We start from the raw sequence: 20,081 nt of genomic DNA on the forward strand, positions 1-20,081 counted from the left end.
AGGCCGCGATGCTGGAATCAGCCATCTACGACTGCCCATATTGTGGTGAAGAGGTCGAGACCACGCTCGACCTGTCGGGCGGTGATCAAACCTACATCGAGGACTGCCAGGTCTGCTGTCGTCCTATTCTCTTCATCCTGCAGGTGCATGGTGACGAATGGATGCTCGATGTGAAGCGCGAGGATGACGCCTGATGCAACGAATTTATGAGCCCGAAGGCCTGCTGGAGGCCGAATTGCTGCTTGCCATGCTCGCCAGTGAGGGCATCGATGGGCACCTGGTCGGGCGCGACCTGGTCGGCGCCGCAGGCGAGCTGCCGATGCAAGGGTTGCTTGGGCTGGCAGTGCACGATGAACAGGCCGAGTACGCACGCCAGCTGATCGATGCGTACAATGCTGCCCAGCCACTTGCTGGCGACGAGCCGGAAAGTGTTCCCGGAACCCTGATTTGCTAGGTTGTTTATTGCCATGTGTGGACGTTATGCCCTGTTTCGCTGGTCCCCGGCATTTGCCGCGTTGCCGGGATACCCTGCCGACCAACAGGCGCAATGGAACATCTCACCTGGCGCCTCGGTGATCATCCAGCGCCAGGTCGACGGCCAGCCGCAGCTGGCCCGGGCCCGCTGGGGCCTGACCCCGCCCTGGTTGACCGACTTGTCCCGGACTCCGGCTCAAGCCCGCGCGGAGACCCTCGCCGAGCAGCCGATGTTCCGTGAGGCGTTCCGCCAGCGGCGCTGCCTGATGCCAGCCAACGGCTTTTATGAGTGGCGCGGCAGCGTGCGCAAGCGGCCTTACTGGCTGACGCCGGGCGAGGGTGCTTCGCTGTTTTTCGCGGCGGTGTGGGAGGCGTATCCTGTTCAGGAGCAGGTGTGGCTCAGTTGTGCGGTGGTCACTCAGGCGGCGGTGAATCAGCGCCGGCCGTTGATCCTCGACGAGGCAGGGCAGGCGGCGTGGCTTGATCCGGATACGCCGGTGGCACGTTTGCAGGAGCTGTTGGCGAGCCCACCGGCGGCCTTGCGTGAGCGGGCGTTGGCCAACTTCGTCAATGATCCGAAGCTCGATGCGCCGGAGTGCCTGACCCCGGCTTGATGGACTAGCAGAAAGTCCTCGCGATAAATCTTCCCTGCGGCTCTAGCGGCCTCAAGCGTCTGGCCCTAGGATACGCGGCACGTAAATAGGGAGTGTTTTATGCGTAAGTCATTTGTTGTCAGCATGTTGAGTGCCAGTGTCCTGCTCGGCGGCTGCCAGGCGGTGAATACCACCAGTGGTGGCGCTGTGGGCGTGGAACGCAAGCAGTACATGTTCAGCATGCTCTCGACCGATGAGGTCAACCAGATGTACGCCCAGTCGTACCAGCAGACCCTCAGCGAGGCATCGAGCAAAGGCGTGTTGGACAAAAGCAGCGCCGAAGCCAAACGCGTGCAGGCCATCGCCGATCGGCTGATCGCCCAGGCGCCACAGTTCCGCCCGGATGCGGCGCAGTGGAAATGGGAAGTCAACGTGATCAAGAGCGACGAGCTCAACGCCAACTGCGGGCCAGGCGGCAAGATCATCGTCTACACCGGCCTGATCGATCAGCTCAAATTGACCGATGACGAAATCGCCGCTGTGATGGGCCACGAAATCGCCCACGCCTTGCGTGAGCACGGCCGCGAAGCCATGTCCAAGGCGTATGGCGTACAGATGGCGCGCTCCGGGGCGGGTGCACTGCTGGGGTTGGGCCAGGACAGCATGGCGCTGGCCGACACCGTGGTGAACTACGCCATGACCTTGCCCAACAGCCGCGCCAACGAGAACGAGGCTGACTTGATCGGTTTGGAGCTGTCGGCACGTGCCGGCTACAACCCGAACGCTGCGATCACCCTGTGGAACAAGATGAGCAAGGCCTCCGAAGGGGCCCCGCCTGAGTTCATGAGCACTCACCCGGCGTCCAGCAGCCGGATCGCTTCGCTGCAAGCGGCCATCCCCAAGGTGATGCCGTTGTATCAAGCTGCCAAGAAGTAACTTGAAACGACTGGGGCTGCTGTGCGGCCCCAGTCATTTCATGATCCAGCCCCTTAGCCTATCCAGCCACTGGTCTTCATCGCCGAATACACCGCGACGATCGCCAGCACCACGAATGCCGCAGCCGCCAGACGACGAATCAGCGTCAGTGGCAGTTTGTCGGCAGCAAAATTACCCGCCAGTACCACCGGCACGTTGGCAATCAGCATGCCCAGGGTGGTGCCGATGATGACCATGATCAGGTGCGGATACTGCGCAGCGAGCATCACCGTGGCGACCTGCGTCTTGTCGCCGATCTCTGCCAGGAAGAACGCGATCAGCGTCGTCAGGAAAGGCCCGAACCGGCGCGCAGCGCTGCTTTCGTCGTCGTCCATCTTGTCCGGAACCAGCGTCCACAACGCGGTAGCGGTGAAGCTGGCAGCCAGGATCCAGTGCAACACGCTCTCGCTGAAGAAACCACTGACCCATGCACCGACTGCGCCCGCAGCGGCATGGTTGGCCAGGGTAGCGGCGACGATACCGGCGATGATTGGCCAGGGCTTGCGAAAGCGAGCGGCGAGAATGAGCGCGAGCAGTTGCGTCTTGTCGCCGATTTCAGCGAGCGCAACGATTGCGGTGGGGACCAGCAGGGATTCCAGCATCAGGGTTCCTACGGGGGCGGGTCGACACGGCTATGACACGTACAGCCTTCCCGCCCCGGGTAAGGTGTGCGTGTCATAGGTCTTGTCAAACCCTGGATCCGTCTGCGCGGACCGTGGGTCGTACGCGCCATGGTCTGTGGACCAAGTGTGTTGACGCGTACCGGGCAAGCGAGGGTGCTTGCGGGAGACTACTCCCCTAGGACGGAGCGGATTCTGCCTAGGCCAATGCGTTTGGGCAAGCGCTATTTTTCAACCGCGCTTGGCCTGGTAGATGCGAAAGCCGCCTGCTTCGGTCAGCGTCCGGCAGTTGCCCAAGGCCTCCTGGATGAATGGTTGGTAGCGCAGGAAGGTGTTGGCCACCAGGCGAAGTTCGCCTCCGGATCGCAGATGTTCTGCCGACTTTTTCAGCAGGTTTTCCGAGGCCTGGTAGTTGGTATGTACCCCGGTATGAAACGGCGGATTGCTCAAGATGACCTGCAGATCGCGCGGCGCCGCATCGATGCCATCACCGCTGATGACCTCGCCCTGCAGGCCATTGGCGGCCAAGGTCAGCCGGCTGCTGGCAACGGCAAAAGCATCCACATCGAGCAAGGTGACCTGGCTGTCCGGGTAGCGTCGCTTGATGATCGAGCCGATCACCCCGGCGCCGCAGCCAAAGTCCAGCACATGGCCGACCGGCAAGCCGTCCAGGTGCTCCAGCAACAGTGCAGTGCCGCGATCGAGCCGACCATGGCTGAACACCCCGGGCAGGCTGACGATCTTCAGTGGGCCGTCGGCCAGCTCCAGCTCAAAGCGCTCAGCCAGGCTTTCCAGGGGTTTTGCTTGCGGAGCGTTTTCCACCGTCACTTGCCACAGCTGGCAATGCCGCGCGCTGTCGAGCTTGCGCGGTTTGCCGAAGGCCTGCAGCTGCTTGGCCGCGCCTTCGATACCCCCGCGTTTCTCGCCAACCAGATACAGCTCGCGGCCGGCCAAGCGCGAGGCCAGGGCATTGAGCAGGTAGGCGGCAAGTTCGCGTGACTTGGGCAGAAACAGCACGGCTGCGTCGAACGCTACGTCCGGCACATCGACACCATGCTGATTGCGCCCGGCGAAGCGTGCCTCGAGCATCGCTTGGTCGCCAGCGTGCCAGGTCCAGCCATGGGCCTGCGGCAATTGGCCGAGCAGGTCGTCGGCGGGCAGGCCGGCGAGCAGCACCGAGCCTTGGAACAACTCCGCCTGACGGAGCAACACTTCACTGCGCGGGTCCATGGACGACGCCTCCTGAAAAAAGTCGCGCAGTGTAGCAGAGGCCGCCTTGGCTCAGCTGACCACGCGACGCGGCTGATCAGCAAAGAACGCCTGGGCGTTCTCACTCAGCTGCCCGACGATACGCTGGCGCGATTCCACCGCACCCCAGGCGCTGTGCGGGGTGACGATCAGGCGTGGAATGTCGCTGGCCAGCAGTGGATTGCCATCGATCGGCGGCTCGACGCTGAGCACGTCGGTGGCCGCACCGCCCAGGTGACCGCTGCGCAGGGCATCGGCCAGGGCCTGTTCGTCGATCAGGCCGCCGCGGGCGGTGTTGACCACCAACGCGCCAGGCTTGAGCAGCGCCAATTGTGCGCTGCTGATCATGTGCCGGGTGTGGTCATTGAGAGGGCAGTGCAGGGTGAGGGCATCGACTTGCGGCAGCAGCTCATCCAGAGGCAAGCGTTCGGGGCGCTCCGGGCGCCCCGGGATCTGTCCGCTCAGCACGCGCATGCCGAACGCTTCGGCCAGACGCGCCACGGCGCCGCCCAGCTCGCCATGGCCGAGCAGGCCGAGGGTTTTGCCTTCCAGCTCGATAATCGGGAAGTCCAGCAGGCAGAACTGGCTGGCCTTGGCCCATTGCCCGTCGCGCACCGCCTGGTTGTAGTCGCACAGGCGCGTGGCCAGGGCTAGCAGCAGGGCGAGGGTGTGCTGGGCGACCGAGGGGGTGCCGTAGCCTTGGCAGTTGCACACGGTGATGCCTTGGGCGCGGGCCGCTTGCAGGTCAACGTTGTTGGTGCCGGTGGCCGCTACCAGGATCAGCTTGAGCTGCGGATTGGCGGCCAGGGTCGCGGCATCGAGCTGGACTTTGTTGCTGATTACCGCGGTTGCGCCCTGCAAGCGCTCGGCGACTTGCTCGGCGCTGGTCGAGGGGTACAGCTGCAGGTGGTCGAATTGGCTAGCCAGAGGTGACAGGTCGAGGTCACCCAGGTCCAGTGACTGGTGATCAAGAAAGACGGCGCGGCGCGGGCTGGGCATTGAAGGCTCCGGTGGCAGGGTCGTGATCGGGGGCCGTTACGCAGCAGCCCCAGGCGTGCCCCAGTGTCAAGGTCGTGCAGGTATCGCGTCAACGCCACTCATACCTGCCACATGCAAATCATTCCTTCGGCTGATTTGGCTGTCACATCGCCGATCTAGAGTAACGACAGCGTAAATACCCAGACCCGCCCGTATTCGACAAAAGGGATACCCATGTTGCAGACCCGCATCATCAAGCCCGCCGAAGGTGCCTACCAGTACCCACTGTTGATCAAACGCCTGCTGATGTCTGGCAGCCGCTATGAGAAAACCCGCGAAATCGTCTATCGCGATCAGCTGCGGCTGACTTATCCCCAGTTGGTCGAGCGCATCGCGCGGCTGGCCAATGTGCTGACCCAGGCGGGGGTCAAGGCGGGCGACACCGTGGCGGTGATGGATTGGGACAGCCACCGTTACCTGGAATGCATGTTCGCCATCCCGATGATCGGGGCGGTGGTGCACACCATCAACGTGCGCCTGTCGCCTGAGCAGATTCTCTACACCATGAACCACGCTGAAGATCGCCTGGTGCTGGTCAATAGCGACTTCGTGGGTCTCTACCAAGGCATTGCCGGACAATTGACCACCGTCGACAAGACCTTGCTGTTGACTGACGGCCCGGACAAGAGCGCCGAGCTGCCGAACCTGGTCGGTGAATATGAGCAACTGCTGGCCGCTGCCAGCCCGCACTACGACTTCCCCGACTTCGATGAGAACTCGGTGGCCACCACCTTCTACACCACCGGTACTACCGGTAACCCCAAGGGCGTCTACTTCACCCACCGCCAGTTGGTCTTGCACACGCTGGCCGAGGCGTCGGTGACCGGCAGTATCGACAGCGTGCGCTTGCTGGGCAGCAATGACGTCTACATGCCCATCACGCCGATGTTCCATGTGCATGCCTGGGGCATTCCCTATGCGGCGACCATGCTGGGCATGAAGCAGGTCTACCCTGGGCGCTACGAGCCGGACATGCTGGTCAAGCTGTGGCGCGAGGAGAAAGTCACCTTCTCCCACTGTGTGCCGACCATTTTGCAGATGCTGATCAACTGCCCCTCCTCGCAAGGCCAGGACTTCGGCGGCTGGAAGATCATCATCGGCGGCAGCGCCTTGAACCGTGCGCTGTACGAGGCTGCGCTGGCCCGCGGCATCCAGCTGACTGCCGCCTACGGCATGTCGGAAACCTGCCCGCTGATCTCCGCCGCGCACCTCAATGACGAGCTGCAGGCCGGCAGCGAGGATGAGCGGGTGACCTATCGGATCAAGGCCGGAGTGCCGGTGCCACTGGTGGAGGCGGCAATCGTCGATGTTGCGGGTAATTTCCTCCCCGCCGATGGCGAGACCCAAGGCGAACTGGTGTTGCGCGCACCTTGGTTGTCGATGGGGTATTTCAAGGAGCCGGAAAAAAGCGCAGAACTGTGGGCCGGCGGCTGGCTGCACACCGGCGATGTCGCCACCCTCGACGGCATGGGTTACATCGACATTCGCGACCGGATCAAGGATGTGATCAAGACGGGCGGCGAGTGGATTTCCTCGCTCGACCTTGAAGACTTGATCAGCCGTCACCCCGCCGTGCGTGAAGTGGCAGTGGTAGGGGTGGCCGATCCGCAGTGGGGCGAGCGGCCGTTCGCCCTGCTGGTGATCCGTGAAGGGCAGAGCATCGACGCCCGCACGCTCAAGGATCATCTCAAGCCGTTTGTCGAGCAGGGTCACATCAACAAGTGGGCGATTCCCAGCCAGATCGCCGTTGTTACTGAAATTCCCAAGACCAGCGTCGGCAAGCTCGACAAGAAGCGCATCCGCGTGGATATCGTCGAGTGGCAGGCGAGCAACAGCGCCTTCCTGTCGACCCTCTGATGGGCCATGCGGGTTACCCCTCAATGGGCGTGACCCGCATTGCAGAGAGCGCGGCGGCTTGTCAAATGAAGAAATTGCGCCATGCTTGAGCACTGTCAGCTCGCACACCAGACAGTCATGGAGCGAGCGGCAGGCACGGAACGCAAATCACACTTTAGAGGGATCAAGCGCCTGTGCCTGCTGGCTATAGTCGGGGCCAGGGGATTTTCAGGAATGGGGGAGGACGATGCGTGCAACTCGCATCGTCGCGGGCAACAGCCTGCACACCGGTCGCTCGGACCGTTCTTGAAAGGACTCACTGCCATAACAAAAAAGTACATGGAGTAGCGTCGATGAAATCTGCAAACCAGTTCTGGCGCCGGGCAAAACTGCCCCTGGCCGTCAGCCTCGCTTCAACGCTCGCAAGTCCCGCGTTTGCCGTTAGTTTCAACATCGGGGAAATCGAAGGTCAGTTCGATTCGTCGCTCTCTGTCGGCGCCAGTTGGTCGACAGCCAATCCCAACAAGAACCTCATTGGCTCCAACAACGGCGGCAAAGGCTTGTCGCAGACCTCCGACGACGGCCACCTGAACTTCAAGAAAGGCGAGACCTTCTCCAAGATCTTCAAGGGTATCCATGACCTGGAGCTGAAGTACGGCGACACCGGTGTATTCGTGCGTGGCAAGTACTGGTATGACTTCGAACTCAAGGACGAACACCGCCAGTTCAAAGACATCAGCGACTCCAACCGCAAGGAAGGCGCCCAGTCTTCTGGCGCTGAACTGCTCGACGCCTTCATCTACCACAACTACAACATTGCCGACCTGCCGGGCACCGTGCGTTTGGGCAAGCAGGTGGTGAGCTGGGGTGAAAGTACCTTCATCGGCGGTGGCATCAACAGCATCAACCCGATCGATGTCTCGGCATTCCGCCGTCCAGGTGCCGAAATCAAGGAAGGCCTGATTCCGGTCAACATGTTCTATCTGTCGCAGAGCGTCACCGACAACCTGTCGGTGGAAGGCTTCTACCAGATCGAATGGGACCAGACGGTCGTCGACAACTGCGGTACCTTCTTCTCGCAACCCGACGTGATCGCCGACGGCTGTGACAACAACCTGGCCGTACTGGCTACGCAGAACTCGCTGGCCGGCCGCCTCGGCCCGCTGGCAGGTCCCATTGGCGCTACCCTGGCCGCACAGGGCGTGAGCTATGGTTCGCCTGACGAAGGTGTGATCGTACGCCGTGGCCCTGACCGCGATGCACGTGACAGCGGCCAGTTCGGCGTGGCCATGCGCTACATGTTCGAGCCGCTCAATACCGAGTTTGGTGGCTACTTCATGAACTACCACAGCCGTGCGCCGATCTTCAGTGGCCGCGGTGCCGATGCGCAGTTCTATGACCCGAACAGGCTGGCCGGAGCACTGATCGGTGCCGGTGTACCGCCCGGACTGCTGCCGGGCCTGCTGCCGGGCCTGATGCCGCTGGTGGTCGCGGGTAACTCCAGCTACTACGTGGAGTATCCCGAGGACATCCGTCTGTACGGCCTGAGCTTCTCCACCACGTTGCCAACCGGCACCGCGTGGAGTGGTGAGATCAGCTACCGGCCGAACGCGCCGGTGCAGTTAAATACCACCGATATCCTGTTCTCGGGCCTGACCCCACTCAACCCGGATGTGTCCGTGCTCCCAGGCACCCCAGGTCAGGACCAGCCAGGCTATCGCCGGAAGGAAATCACCCAGCTGCAGACCACCTTCACCCACTTCTTCGACCAGGTCATGGGGGCAGAACGCTTGACCATGGTGGGTGAGGTCGGCTGGACTCACGTCGGCGGTCTGGAGAGCACCTCCAAGGCGCGATATGGCCGAGACCCGGTGTATGGCCCAGGTCCGCTGCCAAATGGCCAGTGCCAGGCGCTGAACAGCAACACCCTGGGTACTGCCGATGCCAACAACGTCTCGCGCTACTGCGAAAACGACGGCTACACCACCAGCGATTCGTGGGGTTACCGCATCCGCGCGATCTGGGACTACAACAACGTCTTCGCCGGGGTCAACTTGCGCCCAAGCGTGGCCTGGTCGCATGACGTCGACGGTTACTCGCCAGGCCCTGGCGGCAACTTCGAGGAAGGCCGCAAGGCGGTCAGTCTGGGCTTGGAAGCCGAGTACCAGAACACCTACACGGCGAACCTGTCGTACACCAACTTCTTCGACGGCAAGTACACCACTGTGGATGATCGCGATTTCATCGCGCTCAGCTTCGGTGTGAACTTCTAAGTACATTGATCCAGGACGACACGACAATGAACAAGACCAGAAGTCTGCTGAAAGCCGGTGTGCTGGGCATGTCCCTGCTGGCGACCAGCGTCATGGCTGCGGTTTCCGCTGACGAGGCGGCCAAGCTGGGCACCACCCTGACACCGATGGGCGCGGAAAAGGCCGGTAATGCCGACGGCTCGATCACGGCCTGGCAACCGCTGTCCAAGACCGCTGGAAGCGTCGATGGCAAAGGGTTCCTTTCCGATCCATACGGTAATGAACAGCCCAAGTTCACCATCACCGCGCAGAACGTCGATCAGTACCGGGACAAGCTCTCGCCCGGCCAGGTAGCGATGTTCAAGCGTTACCCCAACACCTACAAGATACCGGTCTACCCGACCCACCGTGGCTCTAGCGTGCCTGCCTCGGTGTTCGCCGACATCAAGGAAAACGCCACCAAGACCACATTGGTTGGCGGCGGCAACGGCCTGGAAAACTTCAAGACCGCCGTACCGTTCCCGATTCCCAAGAGCGGTGTCGAGGTGATTTGGAACCACATTACCCGCTATCGGGGAGGCAGCGTGACCCGTCTGGTGACCCAGGCCACGCCGCAGCAGAATGGTTCCTACAGCCTGGTGTACTTCCAGGACCAGTTCGTCTTCCGTGACAAGGTAAAGGGGTTCGACCCCGCCAACCCGGGTAACGTCCTGTTCTACTTCAAGCAGAAGGTGACTGCTCCCGCGCGCCTGGCCGGTACCGTGTTGTTGGTCCACGAAACCCTCGACCAGGTCAAGGAGCCGCGTAAGGCCTGGATCTACAACGCCGGCCAACGCCGCGTACGCCAGGCGCCGCAGGTATCCTACGACGGCCCAGGTACCGCCGCCGACGGCCTGCGCACCTCCGACAACCTGGACATGTACAACGGCGCCCCGGATCGCTACGACTGGAAGCTGGAAGGCAAGAAGGAGATGTACATCGCCTCCAACAGCTACAAGCTCGACTCGCCGTCGCTCAAGTACTCCGACATCCTCAAGGCGGGTCATATCAACCAGGACCTAGCCCGTTACGAACTACGTCGTGTGTGGCATGTGGTAGCGACGCTCAAGCCGGGCCAGCGCCATATCTACGCCAAGCGTGACTTCTACATCGACGAGGATACCTGGCAGGCAGCGGTGATCGACCAGTACGACGGCCGTGACCAGCTGTGGCGCGTCTCCGAGGCCCACTCGCAGGACTACTACAACGTCGAAGTGCCGTGGTACACCCTGGAGGCGATCTACGACTTGCAGTCCGGTCGCTACCTCGCCCTGGGCATGAAGAACGAAGAGAAGCGCGCCTACGACTTCGGCTTCAGTGCCAGCCTGAGCGACTTCCAGCCCGCTGCGCTACGCCAGGAGGGTGTGCGCTAAGCTGAGATTCGAAAACTCCGTGTGACTCCCAGAACGCCCCGGCTTGCCGGGGCGTTTTGATTTCCTGCGGTGTCTGTGCCGGCCGCATCACGGGGCAAGCCCGCTCCCACGCAGCGCAAGAAGACTCGTGGGAGCGGGCTTGCCCCGCGATGCGGCCGGTACAACCAGCCCCAGTAGCTCAGGCGCGTCATCCCAATCAATCCGTACTGTTTCTTTTTGTCGTAGTCTTTTTCACGACATCCGTCCCCATCATCTTCAAATACGCTGCGATACCCGCTAGTCTCGCAACAATCCGTACCGCCGAAGTCTTCCAATTAGAACGAGCCGGCCATGACAGATTTGTCCCGTATGCATGGATTCGCCAGTCAGGCCTTAGGCCTGCTGGACGGGCGTTTCTTCCGGCCACCGTTGCCGGACGGCCACGTCCCGCGTGATCGCCTGTGTCAGCGCCTGCAAGCCGGGCTGGGCGGGCGCCTGTTGCTGGTCAACGCCCCGGCAGGTTTTGGCAAAAGCTCGCTGGCCATCGAATTCTGCCAGGGCCTGCCCGAGCACTGGCGCAGTCTCTGGTTGGGTCTGAGCCCGCGTGATGCCGATCCTGGCCGCTTCCTAGAGCGCTTGCTTGAAGGCCTGCAGCAGTTTTGTCCGGCACTCGGGGGCCAGGCCATGGGGCTGTTGAAGATGCGTCAGCGTCATCAACCGTTCGCGTTCGAAGAATGGCTCGATGGCTTGCTAGACGAGCTTGCGCTCTACCTGCAAGCCGATAGCCCGTTGCTGCTGGTACTGGACGACTATCACCTGGCCCAGGGGCCGGTTCTGGACCGTTGTCTGCAATTCTTCCTCAACCACCTGCCAGGTGGCCTGGTGCTGATGATCACCAGTCGCCAGCGCCCCGACTGGCACCTGGCGCGTTTGCGCCTGTCGCGCCAGCTGACCGAGCTGAACGAGCAGGATCTGCGCCTGACCCCCGAGGAAGCACTGTCGGTTATTGGTCGACAACCCACCGGCCTGCGTGGCCAGGCGCTGGACAACCTGATCCAGCGCAGCGATGGCTGGGTGGCAGGCTTGCGGTTCTGGCAACTGGCGGCCAGTGAGTCGGGGGACGAGCATGCCTTGCCCCAGGCCCTGCACGGGGGCGAAGGGCTGATTCGCGATTACCTGCTTGAAGAAGTCATCGATATCCTGCCAATCGATGTGCAGGCGTTTCTCTACGAGACGGCCTGCCAGGAGCGCTTCTGCGCCGAACTGTGCGATGCCCTGCGCGAGCGCCAGGACAGCGCGGCCATCCTGCGTTACCTGCAAGCCCATCAAGTGTTTTTGGTGCCCCTGGACGAACACGGCCGCTGGTATCGCTACCACCATCTATTTTCCGACCTGCTGCGCAGTCGCGAGGCCTGCGAGTCACTAGCGGATCTGCACCTGCGTGCCTGCCGCTGGTTCGAGCGCCAGGGTTTGCTCGATGAAGCGGTAGAGCAGGCTTTGCGTGCTGGCCATCTGAATGTGGCCGCCGACTTGGTGCAGAGCCTGTCCGAGGAGCAGTTGCTGGCCGAGCAGAATGTCGGCATGTTGCTGCGCTGGAAAATGGACCTGCCCGACAGCCTGCTGATCAGCACGCCACGCTTGATCGTGCTCTACAGCTGGGCCTTGGGCCTGGCTTGTCAGCTGGACGCAGCCGAGGAGCTGGCCGCGCACTTGAGCCGCTTCCTGCCAGCGCCGTCGGCGACTGCGCAAAAGTCCATGCTGGCCCAGTGGCTGGCCTTGAGCGGTGTGATCGCTCGCGGTCGCGGCGATCGCGAGCGCACCCTGGCCTACTGCGGCGAAGCTCTGCACAGCCTGCCGAACAAGCGCTATGGGCAACGCTTGGTGTGCCTTTCGACCTTGTCCAACCTGGCCATTGCCGACGCCGACTTCTGGCGTGCGCGCGGCTGGAATCGCGAGGCCCTGGAATTGGCGCAAAGGGTCGGCAATCCATTGTTCGAAGCCTTGGCCCATTACGACCGGGCGCGCGTGCTGCATGCCCGTGGTGAAGTAGAGCGAGCCCTGGACGAGGTGCGTCAAGGCTTGCAGCGCTTGCAAGGGCTGTCAGCGCAGCGGCTGTACGCCGTGCGTGCCCGGCTGACCCTGTACGAAGGCTACCTGCTGGCCACCCATCTACAGCCGGCGCAAGGTCGCGCCCGCCTGCGTGCAGGGCTCAGCGAAGCACGTGCCTGCCGCGACATCAGTGTGCTGATCGGCCACTGCGCGATCGCCTCACTGGAAGGCCGCGAGGGTCACTTCGCCGAGGCCTTCGCGGAACTGGCTGAGGCCGAACGGTTGATGCACATCTGGGACGTGCCGCCGATTTTCTACCTGGCCATGATCACCCTGGTGAAGTGCGAGCTGTGGTTGGCCCAGGGCCGTACCGACCTTGCCGAATCCTGGTTGCTGCGCCTGGGCCAGACCTACGGCGGCGAGCAGCCAGCGGCTGCGCCAGAGTTTCATCCGCTACTGCCGCTGCACATCGAATTGCAGCAGGCTCTGCTCGAACGCGTGCTCGGGCGCCCAGAAGACGCCGCTGAGCGCTTGCGGGGGTTGGTTGAGCGGGGGCAGGCCAGCGGCGGGCACATGTTGCTGGTCAGTGCCTTGTGCCAGTGGATCGCGTTGCTGCTGGCGCAAGGGCGCGACCAGCAGGCCGTGAGCCTGCTGCCCAAAGCCCTGGAGGCGGCTCAAGGGGGCGCCTTGCAGCCTTTCCAGAAGCTGATCGAAGAGCACCCCCACTGGTTACGCGAACACCTGTCGGTGCGTGCCGCCTGCGCCACTCAAGTCGCTTTGCTGGCGCGCTTGCCGCAGCTGCCAGCCAGCAACTCCAGCAATGAGGCGCTAAGCGGGCGTGAGCTGGCGGTGCTGGAGCTGATCGCCCAAGGCTGCTCCAATCAGCAGATCAGCGAGCGCTTGTTCATTTCGCTGCACACGGTCAAGACCCACGCCAGCCACATCAACAGCAAGCTCGGCGTCGAGCGGCGCACCCAGGCGGTGGCCAAGGCCAAGTCGCTAGGTCTGCTGGCATAGTGGTTGCCGGGGAGATTGCTGGCTAGAATAGTGGCTTAAGGCCATTATCGCTGGCGCCGCTGTTTTCGGGCTCATCTTTCTTGCCCTGCTGCCGATAACCGAATCGGCGGCATGCATCGCCGCACGCCATTTTCCAACTATTCCCAAGACAGGTCGTGTTGATGCTGCAGTACGGGCAAAAAAGCTTTCTGATCGTCGACGACTTCACCGACTTTCGCACTTCTACCCGCTCCATGCTCCGTGAGCTGGGCGTGCGTGACGTGGACACCGCTGACAGTGGCGAGCAGGCGCTGCGCATGTGCGCGCAGAAGCGCTACGACTTCGTGCTTCAGGATTTCCATCTGGGGGATGGCAAGAAGAACGGCCAGCAGGTGCTCGAAGACCTGATCCTCGACAAGCTGATCAGCCATGAATGCGTGTTCATCATGGTCACCGCCGAGAGCAGCCAGGCCATCGTCCTCAGTGCCCTTGAGCATGAGCCCGATGCCTACCTGACCAAGCCATTCAACCGCGTCGGCCTGGCCCAGCGCTTGGAAAAGCTGGTGCAGCGCAAGACCTTGCTCAAGCCCATCCTGCAGGCGCTCGACCGCGCCCGACCGGCCGAGGTATTGGCGGCCTGCGCCGCCCTGTGCAAGCAAGATCCGCGTTTTGCACCGCTGTGCTTACGCTACCGGGCCGATGCCCTGCGCGATCTGGGGCGTTTTGACGAACTGGAAAAATTCCTCAAGTCGATCCTCGCCAGCCGCCCTCAGCCATGGGTCTATTCGATGCTCGGCAGCGTGCTGCACAAGCGCGGCCAGCATGCCCAGGCGCAAGGGGTCTATGAGCAGGCGCTCAAGGCCTTCCCGATCATGCCCAGCCTCTACGATGGCATGGCCGAGGTGCTGGTGGCCCAGGGCGAAACCAAGCGCGCCCAGCACATGCTCGAAGAGGCCGTGCGCCTTTCGCCCCTGGCTGTGCGCCGACAGGCCGCACTGGGCAAGCTGGCGCTGGATAACGAAGATTTCGAAAGTGCCTCCAAGGCCTACCGGCATGCTGTCAACCAGGGGCAGAGCTCGCGCTACAAAGACGCCGAAACCAACCTTGGCCTGGCCCAGGCCTTGATGAGCAAGAACGCAGGCTTTGGCCTGGATGCGCGCACCCGGGTCGAGATCAACACGGTGCTGAGCGAAGTGGCCAAGGAAAATGGCGACGACCAAGGGCTGCAGGTACGGGCCCGGCTGATGAAAGCGGCCAGTCTGCAACAGGCCGGTGATGCCGAAACTGCGGCGAAACTTACCGAGCAGGCCATGCAACGCCTGGACAAGATGGATCAGTTCTTCTCGGTGGAAGCGGCGCTAACGGTGGCCAAGCAACTGCAACAGCTCGGCCAGGAGTCGGCGGGCAGCGGCATTCTCAAGGGCTGCGTGGAAACCTACGGCGACGACCCCAAGGTCATGCAGAGCGTTGCCAAGCTCACCGATGACCCCACCGTGCTCGGCGCGGTCACCGAAGCGGTCGACCTCAACCGCCAGGGCGTGCGCAGCTACCAGGGCGGCCAGCTCAACGAGGCGCTGGAGATGTTCCGCCGGGCCCTGTCGCTGCAGCCGAAGAACATCAGCATTGCCCTCAACACCGCCCAGGCGTTGTTGCGTATCGCCGGTGAAGGCCCCTCGCCAACGCTGATGCAGGAATGCCGCGACTGCCTGCAACGGGTGGCTGGCATTCCCGCCAGTGACAGCCGTTATGATCGTTACCGCAAATTGCATATCCGGGTCTTTGGCGCATGAACCAGGACAATCAGGGGCTGGATTTTTCCACGGTGATCGCCTCCACCGTGCATGACATGAAGAACTCGCTGTCGGCCCTGATCCAGGCCCATTCGCAATGGCTGGCGCGTCTGCCCGAGGCGCAGCGCGAGGGCAGTGAGCAGGGGGTGATAGAACATGAGTTGCGTCACCTCAACGGCATGCTGGTGCAAATGCTTGGGCTGTACAAACTGGGCGTCAACCAGTTGCCGATCTGCCCGGACTACCACGAGCTGGAAGACTTCATCGAAGCCCAGCTCGCCGCTCAGCAAGAGGTGCTCAAGCAGCGCGACATCCTCGCCACCTGGCGCATCGAAACCGACAACCCGCTGGGGTTCTTCGACCGCGAGCTGGTCGCCTCGGTGGTGGGCAATGTGCTGACCAACGCCATCCGCTATGCCGGCCACGCCTTGCTGATCAGCATCGAGGAGCAGGGCGAGCAGTTGATCATCAGTGTCAACGATGACGGGCCGGGTTATCCCGAGCGCATGCTCGAGCGCCAACAGGACTACGTACAAGGGATTGATTCGAGCACAGGCAGCACCGGCTTGGGCTTGTACTTCGCTGCGCGGATCGCGGCGTTGCATGAGCGCGATGGGCTCAGTGGGCGGATCGAGATTGCCAATGGCGGGGCGTTGGGCGGCGGGTTGTTCAGGCTCTATTTGCCTTGAACGGTTTAAGGGCTGCTGTGTATGCCTTTGGTTTTCCAGCACTGTAAGCATCGAGCGCAGCCCGCGCGGCACTAAATCCTGAGATCACCGGCATACCCAAGCCGTGCGCCTGGAGTCCGCAGGCAATGCGATCCTTGCGGTTTCCCAGTAATCGGTGATGATGCTAAAAACCTCACCTATTGTGCCCCAGTAACCGCTACAGGCCCCTTTGATGACAGCCGCCCTCATCCGCGAAACCTTCCCCGTCGGCCCCTTGCAATGCAACTGCACCCTGATCGGCGACCCAGTTAGCAAGAAGGCCATCGTCGTCGACCCGGGCGGTGACCCGGAAAAAATTCTCGCCCGCCTGCAAGCCCACGGCCTGACCTTGGTGAGCATCATCCACACCCATGCCCACTTCGATCACTTCCTGGCGTCCGGCAAGCTCAAGGAGCTGACCGGCGCGACCTTGCACCTGCACAAGGACGACCAGCCACTGTGGGACAACCTGCCCATGCAGTGCCAGATGTTCGGCGTGCCCTATACCCCAGTACCGCCGCCCGATCACTGGTTGGCCGATGACCAAGAGCTGGCCTGCGGCTGCGGCGTAGCCCTGCACACCCCAGGCCACACGCCTGGCTCGATGAGTTTCTGGTTCGCCGATGCCAAGCTGCTGATCGCCGGCGACACCCTGTTCCGCCGGGGTATCGGTCGCACCGATTTGTGGGGCGGCGATCAGCGGGCTATCGTTCGTTCGATCAAGGATCGCTTGTACCGCCTGGATGAAGAGGCTGTGGTGGTGACCGGGCATGGCCCTGACACCCGCCTCGGCGATGAGATGCGCGAGAACCCGTTTGTGCGCGCTTGAAATTTCATGGAATTTTTCCGCTTCGCTGTAATCCAAGGCTGGCATAGATCCATTCAAGATCACTGCACACTTGAATTTCAGTAGGAGCTTTCCATGTTCACCATGCGTCGTCTGATTATCGTCGCTACCGCCGCTGCCCTGATGTCGGGCTGCGTAAGCCAGAACCCTTACGACAACCAGGGTCAGGCGCAGGGCTCCTCGGGCATGAGCAAGACCGCCAAGTACGGCGGCCTGGGCGCACTGGCCGGCGCTGTGGCCGGCGCCGCCATCGACCACAACAACCGTGGCAAGGGCGCACTGATCGGCGCTGCTGCGGTTGGCGCTGCCGCCGCGGGCTATGGCTACTACGCCGACAAACAGGAAGCCGCGCTGCGCGCGAGCATGGCCAATACCGGCGTCGAAGTGCAGCGTCAGGGTGACCAGATCAAGCTGATCATGCCAGGCAACATCACCTTCGCCACCGACTCGGCGAACATCTCGCCAAGCTTCTACTCGCCGCTGAACAACCTGGCCGGCTCGTTCAAGCAATTCAACCAGAACACGATTGAGGTTGTCGGCTTCACCGACAGCACCGGCAGCCGCCAGCACAACATGGACCTGTCCCAGCGTCGCGCCCAGGCGGTCAGCACCTACCTGACGTCCCAAGGTGTCGATCCATCGCGGGTTTCGGTACGTGGCCTGGGTCCAGACCAGCCAATTGCCAGCAACGCCGATGCCAATGGTCGTGCGCAGAATCGCCGGGTCGAAGTCAACCTCAAGCCGATCCCTGGCCAGCAATACGAGCAGCAAGGCCAGGTACAACAGTACCCGTAAGCTGTACACGATGAAGAGAAGGGCAAGCCAGTCGGCTTGCCCTTTTTCGTTTCAGGGCGTTCTGCTGGCCTGGATGGCGGTGAGCGCGATGGTGTGGACGATATCGTCGACCTGCGCCCCGCGCGGCAAGTCGTTGACCGGCTTGCGCAGGCCTTGCAGCATCGGCCCCAGGCTGACCCCGTCAGTACTGCGCTGCACCGCTTTGTGGGTGGTGTTGCCGGTGTTCAAGTCCGGGAACACGAACACCGTGGCGCGCCCGGCTACTGGGCTATGTGGCGCCAGTTGGCGGGCGATCTCGGGGTTGGCGGCGGCGTCGTACTGCAACGGGCCGTCGATCAGCAGGTCATGCTCTGCCTGCTGCGCCAGGCGAGTGGCCTCGCGCACTTTCTCTACCTCCTCGTCACTGGCCGAATCGCTGGAGTAGCTGATCATCGCCACCCGTGGCGCAATGCCAAAGGCCTCGGCCGACTCGGCGCTCTGCCGGGCGATCTCGGCCAGCTCCACGGCACTGGGGTGCGGGTTCATCACGCAGTCGCCGTACACCAGCACCTGCTCGGGGAACAGCATGAAGAACACCGACGACACCAGGCTGCTGCCTGGCGCGGTCTTGATCAGCTGCAAGGCTGGGCGAATGGTATTGGCCGTGGAATGGACCAGGCCCGACACCAGGCCATCGACCTCATCCAGGGCCAGCATCATGGTGCCAATCACCACCGGGTCTTCGAGCTGCTGCTCGGCCATCGGCGCGTTAAGGTTCTTGCTCTTGCGCAGGTCGACCATCGGTTCGACATAACGTCCACGAATCAGGTCGGGGTCGAGCACTTCCAGGTCAGGCGGCAGGGTAATGCCCTGGGCACGGGCCACCGCTTCGACTTCCTCAGGCTTGGCCAGCAGCACGCAGCGGGCAATGCCTCGCGCTTGGCAGATGGCCGCGGCCTGTACCAGCAGCGGTTCGGCACCCTCGGGCAGGACGATGCGTTTGTTGGCTTGCTGGGCCCGCTCGATCAACTGATAGCGGAATACTGCCGGAGACAGGCGCAGTTCGCGCGGCGTGCCGCAACGCTGATGCAGCCAGGCCGCATCCAACTGGCTGGCCACGAAGTCGGTGATGAATTCGGCGCGTTCGCGGTCATCTACCGGGATTTCCCGGTTCAGCGAATTGAGCTGGTTGGCAGTGTCATAGGAGCCGGTGCTCACCGACAAGATCGGCAAGCCTGCCTGCAACGCCCCGCGACACAAGCCGAGGATCCGTGGGTCTGGCTTGCTGTCGCTGGTCAGCAACAGGCCAGCCAGAGGCACACCATTGATCGCTGCCAGGCTCACGGCAAGGATGATGTCGTCGCGATCGCCAGGTGTCACCACCAAGGTGCCGGGCTTGAGCAGCGGCACAGTGTTGGCCACTGTGCGGGCGCAGATGATGATGGTGTTCATCCGCCGTTGTTCGTAATCGCCGGCATTGAGTACTTGTGCGCCGAGCAGCTCGGCCACATCACGGGTGCGTGGGGCGTTGAGCTCAGGCTGATAGGGGATACAGCCCAGCAGGCGGAAGTCGTTACCGCGCAACAGCGGCGAGTGCTCGCGCAAGCGGCTGGCGAACTCGGCCATGCTTTCCTCGGTGCGCACCTTGTTGAGGATCACCCCCAGCACTTTCGGGTCGCGTGGCCCGCCGAACAGCTGGGCCTGCAATTCCACCCGGCCAGACAATTCGCTGAGCACCTCGTTTTCTGGCGCTGAGACCAGAATGACCTCGGCGTCCAGGCTCTTGGCCAGGTGCAAGTTGACCCGCGCCGCGTAGCTGGCGTGGCGAGTCGGCACCATGCCTTCTACCACCACCACATCGTTGCCGACGCAGGCCTGTTGATAGAGGCGGATGATTTCTTCGAGCAGCTCGTCCAGCTGGCCGTCGCCGAGCATGCGCTCGACATGCGCCAGGCTCAGCGGCGTCGGCGGCCTCAGGCCATGGGTGCGGGCGATCAGTTCGGTGGAGCGTTCCGGGCCGGTGTCACCGGGATGGGGCTGGGCGATCGGCTTGAAAAAACCAACCTTCAGACCGCCGCGCTCCAGGGCGCGAACCAGGCCTAGGCTGATGGAGGTCAGGCCGACGCCAAAGTCGGTTGGCGCAATGAAAAATGTTTGCATGCGTGCTTCTCGAGATAAGCGGTGCAAGGGATCAATCGCCAAGGGTATCGCTATCGGCCCCTTGCGCGCACCAGCCACAGTCGAATAGCTGGCCGATGCGCTGTTCGCGCAGCGCTGCATCGAGCACCCAGGGCCGGGCCTGCCACGGCGGTTGGTGGCGCAGGTGCTGGGTGTGGCCGCAGGACAGATCGACTACCCAGTGGCCTTCTTCGTCCTGATGAAAGCCTGTAACCCGACTGACGGGTCGCCCATCGTGGGCGGTGCGTTCGCAATCGGGCGATGCCTTGGTTACACTTGTCCGCTCTACATTCTTTTGCAAAAGGTCTCGCCC

Annotated in this window: 17 protein-coding genes and 1 riboswitch; of the genes, 12 read left to right on the top strand and 5 right to left on the bottom strand. The window is 62.6% G+C overall.

Annotated elements, in window-relative coordinates; translation table 11 throughout:
• The first annotated feature begins 8 nt into the window (after window positions 1–8).
• The 4 genes from OIU19_RS09120 (at window position 9) to OIU19_RS09135 (ending at window position 2,003) form a co-directional block, all read left to right on the top strand.
• Window positions 9–194, top strand: coding sequence for a CPXCG motif-containing cysteine-rich protein (locus tag OIU19_RS09120; protein ID WP_264234745.1), 186 nt, complete (start codon window positions 9–11; stop codon window positions 192–194).
• A complete protein-coding gene (locus OIU19_RS09125; RefSeq protein ID WP_264234746.1) occupies window positions 194–454 on the top strand; it encodes a putative signal transducing protein in 261 nt (86 codons plus the stop codon). The genes OIU19_RS09120 and OIU19_RS09125 overlap by 1 nt, the downstream gene beginning before the upstream one ends.
• 13 nt (window positions 455–467) lie before the next feature.
• The gene (locus OIU19_RS09130; protein WP_264234747.1) at window positions 468–1,088 is read left to right on the top strand and encodes an SOS response-associated peptidase; all 621 of its coding nucleotides are present in this window, start codon (window positions 468–470) and stop codon (window positions 1,086–1,088) included.
• Between the two features lie 99 nt (window positions 1,089–1,187).
• A complete protein-coding gene (locus OIU19_RS09135) occupies window positions 1,188–2,003 on the top strand; it encodes a M48 family metallopeptidase (RefSeq protein WP_186554168.1) in 816 nt (271 codons plus the stop codon).
• A 53-nt stretch (window positions 2,004–2,056) separates the two neighbouring features.
• On the opposite strand, the gene OIU19_RS09140 is transcribed toward OIU19_RS09135, so the two are convergent.
• The 3 genes from OIU19_RS09140 to OIU19_RS09150 form a co-directional block, all read right to left on the bottom strand.
• Window positions 2,057–2,641: a TMEM165/GDT1 family protein gene (locus OIU19_RS09140; RefSeq protein ID WP_186554301.1), complete on the bottom strand. Its 585-nt coding sequence runs from the start codon at window positions 2,639–2,641 to the stop codon at window positions 2,057–2,059.
• Window positions 2,642–2,732: 91 nt separating this feature from the next.
• Window positions 2,733–2,853: riboswitch (yybP-ykoY riboswitch) on the bottom strand.
• Between the two features lie 40 nt (window positions 2,854–2,893).
• Complete coding sequence (locus tag OIU19_RS09145; RefSeq protein ID WP_186554167.1) at window positions 2,894–3,892, bottom strand: class I SAM-dependent methyltransferase; 999 nt, start codon at window positions 3,890–3,892, stop codon at window positions 2,894–2,896.
• A gap of 51 nt (window positions 3,893–3,943) precedes the next feature.
• Window positions 3,944–4,909 (bottom strand): 2-hydroxyacid dehydrogenase, encoded by a 966-nt coding sequence (locus tag OIU19_RS09150; RefSeq protein WP_264234748.1) that lies wholly within the window; start codon window positions 4,907–4,909, stop codon window positions 3,944–3,946.
• A gap of 213 nt (window positions 4,910–5,122) precedes the next feature.
• Here OIU19_RS09150 and OIU19_RS09155 point away from each other — a divergent pair, with 213 nt between their 5' ends.
• The 8 genes from OIU19_RS09155 (at window position 5,123) to OIU19_RS09190 (ending at window position 17,611) form a co-directional block, all read left to right on the top strand.
• On the top strand, window positions 5,123–6,805 hold the full coding sequence (locus OIU19_RS09155) for a fatty acid--CoA ligase (RefSeq protein WP_264234749.1): 1,683 nt from the start codon (window positions 5,123–5,125) through the stop codon (window positions 6,803–6,805).
• A gap of 332 nt (window positions 6,806–7,137) precedes the next feature.
• The gene (locus OIU19_RS09160) at window positions 7,138–9,057 is read left to right on the top strand and encodes a DUF1302 domain-containing protein (RefSeq protein WP_264234750.1); all 1,920 of its coding nucleotides are present in this window, start codon (window positions 7,138–7,140) and stop codon (window positions 9,055–9,057) included.
• Window positions 9,058–9,083: 26 nt separating this feature from the next.
• Window positions 9,084–10,448: a DUF1329 domain-containing protein gene (locus tag OIU19_RS09165; protein ID WP_264234751.1), complete on the top strand. Its 1,365-nt coding sequence runs from the start codon at window positions 9,084–9,086 to the stop codon at window positions 10,446–10,448.
• Between the two features lie 330 nt (window positions 10,449–10,778).
• Entirely contained in the window at window positions 10,779–13,493 is a 2,715-nt protein-coding gene (locus OIU19_RS09170) for a LuxR C-terminal-related transcriptional regulator (protein ID WP_264234752.1), read from the top strand.
• Between the two features lie 161 nt (window positions 13,494–13,654).
• On the top strand, window positions 13,655–15,262 hold the full coding sequence (locus OIU19_RS09175; RefSeq protein ID WP_264234896.1) for a tetratricopeptide repeat-containing response regulator: 1,608 nt from the start codon (window positions 13,655–13,657) through the stop codon (window positions 15,260–15,262).
• Entirely contained in the window at window positions 15,259–15,951 is a 693-nt protein-coding gene (locus OIU19_RS09180) for a sensor histidine kinase KdpD (RefSeq protein WP_264234753.1), read from the top strand. The genes OIU19_RS09175 and OIU19_RS09180 overlap by 4 nt, the downstream gene beginning before the upstream one ends.
• A gap of 211 nt (window positions 15,952–16,162) precedes the next feature.
• Window positions 16,163–16,798 carry an MBL fold metallo-hydrolase gene (locus OIU19_RS09185; protein ID WP_372353300.1) on the top strand — a complete coding sequence of 212 codons (636 nt, stop codon included), beginning with the start codon at window positions 16,163–16,165 and terminating at the stop codon, window positions 16,796–16,798.
• Window positions 16,799–16,891: 93 nt separating this feature from the next.
• Window positions 16,892–17,611 (top strand): OmpA family protein, encoded by a 720-nt coding sequence (locus tag OIU19_RS09190; RefSeq protein ID WP_186554157.1) that lies wholly within the window; start codon window positions 16,892–16,894, stop codon window positions 17,609–17,611.
• A 51-nt stretch (window positions 17,612–17,662) separates the two neighbouring features.
• On the opposite strand, the gene pta is transcribed toward OIU19_RS09190, so the two are convergent.
• Window positions 17,663–19,750, bottom strand: a complete 2,088-nt coding sequence (gene pta / locus OIU19_RS09195; RefSeq protein WP_264234755.1) for a phosphate acetyltransferase — start codon at window positions 19,748–19,750, stop codon at window positions 17,663–17,665.
• 31 nt (window positions 19,751–19,781) lie between these two features.
• Window positions 19,782–20,069, bottom strand: a complete 288-nt coding sequence (locus OIU19_RS09200; RefSeq protein WP_186554155.1) for a DUF3565 domain-containing protein — start codon at window positions 20,067–20,069, stop codon at window positions 19,782–19,784.
• Window positions 20,070–20,081 lie beyond the last annotated feature (12 nt).

The organism is Pseudomonas sp. BT-42-2 (assembly GCF_025847435.2).
In the GTDB taxonomy this organism is placed as follows: Bacteria; Pseudomonadota; Gammaproteobacteria; order Pseudomonadales; family Pseudomonadaceae; genus Aquipseudomonas; species Aquipseudomonas urmiensis.

Excerpts from the sequence above, each read along its gene's own strand:
- OIU19_RS09170 (WP_264234752.1), top strand. The coding sequence starts at position 10,779 with ATGACAGATTTGTCCCGTATGCATGGATTCGCCAGTCAGGCCTTAGGC.
- OIU19_RS09185 (WP_372353300.1), top strand. The coding sequence starts at position 16,163 with ATGACAGCCGCCCTCATCCGCGAAACCTTCCCCGTCGGCCCCTTGCAA.
- OIU19_RS09125 (WP_264234746.1), top strand. The coding sequence starts at position 194 with ATGCAACGAATTTATGAGCCCGAAGGCCTGCTGGAGGCCGAATTGCTG.
- pta (WP_264234755.1), bottom strand. The coding sequence starts at position 19,750 with ATGCAAACATTTTTCATTGCGCCAACCGACTTTGGCGTCGGCCTGACC.
- OIU19_RS09145 (WP_186554167.1), bottom strand. The coding sequence starts at position 3,892 with ATGGACCCGCGCAGTGAAGTGTTGCTCCGTCAGGCGGAGTTGTTCCAA.
- OIU19_RS09155 (WP_264234749.1), top strand. The coding sequence starts at position 5,123 with ATGTTGCAGACCCGCATCATCAAGCCCGCCGAAGGTGCCTACCAGTAC.
- OIU19_RS09135 (WP_186554168.1), top strand. The coding sequence starts at position 1,188 with ATGCGTAAGTCATTTGTTGTCAGCATGTTGAGTGCCAGTGTCCTGCTC.
- OIU19_RS09130 (WP_264234747.1), top strand. The coding sequence starts at position 468 with ATGTGTGGACGTTATGCCCTGTTTCGCTGGTCCCCGGCATTTGCCGCG.
- OIU19_RS09175 (WP_264234896.1), top strand. The coding sequence starts at position 13,655 with ATGCTGCAGTACGGGCAAAAAAGCTTTCTGATCGTCGACGACTTCACC.
- OIU19_RS09165 (WP_264234751.1), top strand. The coding sequence starts at position 9,084 with ATGAACAAGACCAGAAGTCTGCTGAAAGCCGGTGTGCTGGGCATGTCC.
- OIU19_RS09150 (WP_264234748.1), bottom strand. The coding sequence starts at position 4,909 with ATGCCCAGCCCGCGCCGCGCCGTCTTTCTTGATCACCAGTCACTGGAC.
- OIU19_RS09180 (WP_264234753.1), top strand. The coding sequence starts at position 15,259 with ATGAACCAGGACAATCAGGGGCTGGATTTTTCCACGGTGATCGCCTCC.
- OIU19_RS09120 (WP_264234745.1), top strand. The coding sequence starts at position 9 with ATGCTGGAATCAGCCATCTACGACTGCCCATATTGTGGTGAAGAGGTC.
- OIU19_RS09190 (WP_186554157.1), top strand. The coding sequence starts at position 16,892 with ATGTTCACCATGCGTCGTCTGATTATCGTCGCTACCGCCGCTGCCCTG.
- OIU19_RS09160 (WP_264234750.1), top strand. The coding sequence starts at position 7,138 with ATGAAATCTGCAAACCAGTTCTGGCGCCGGGCAAAACTGCCCCTGGCC.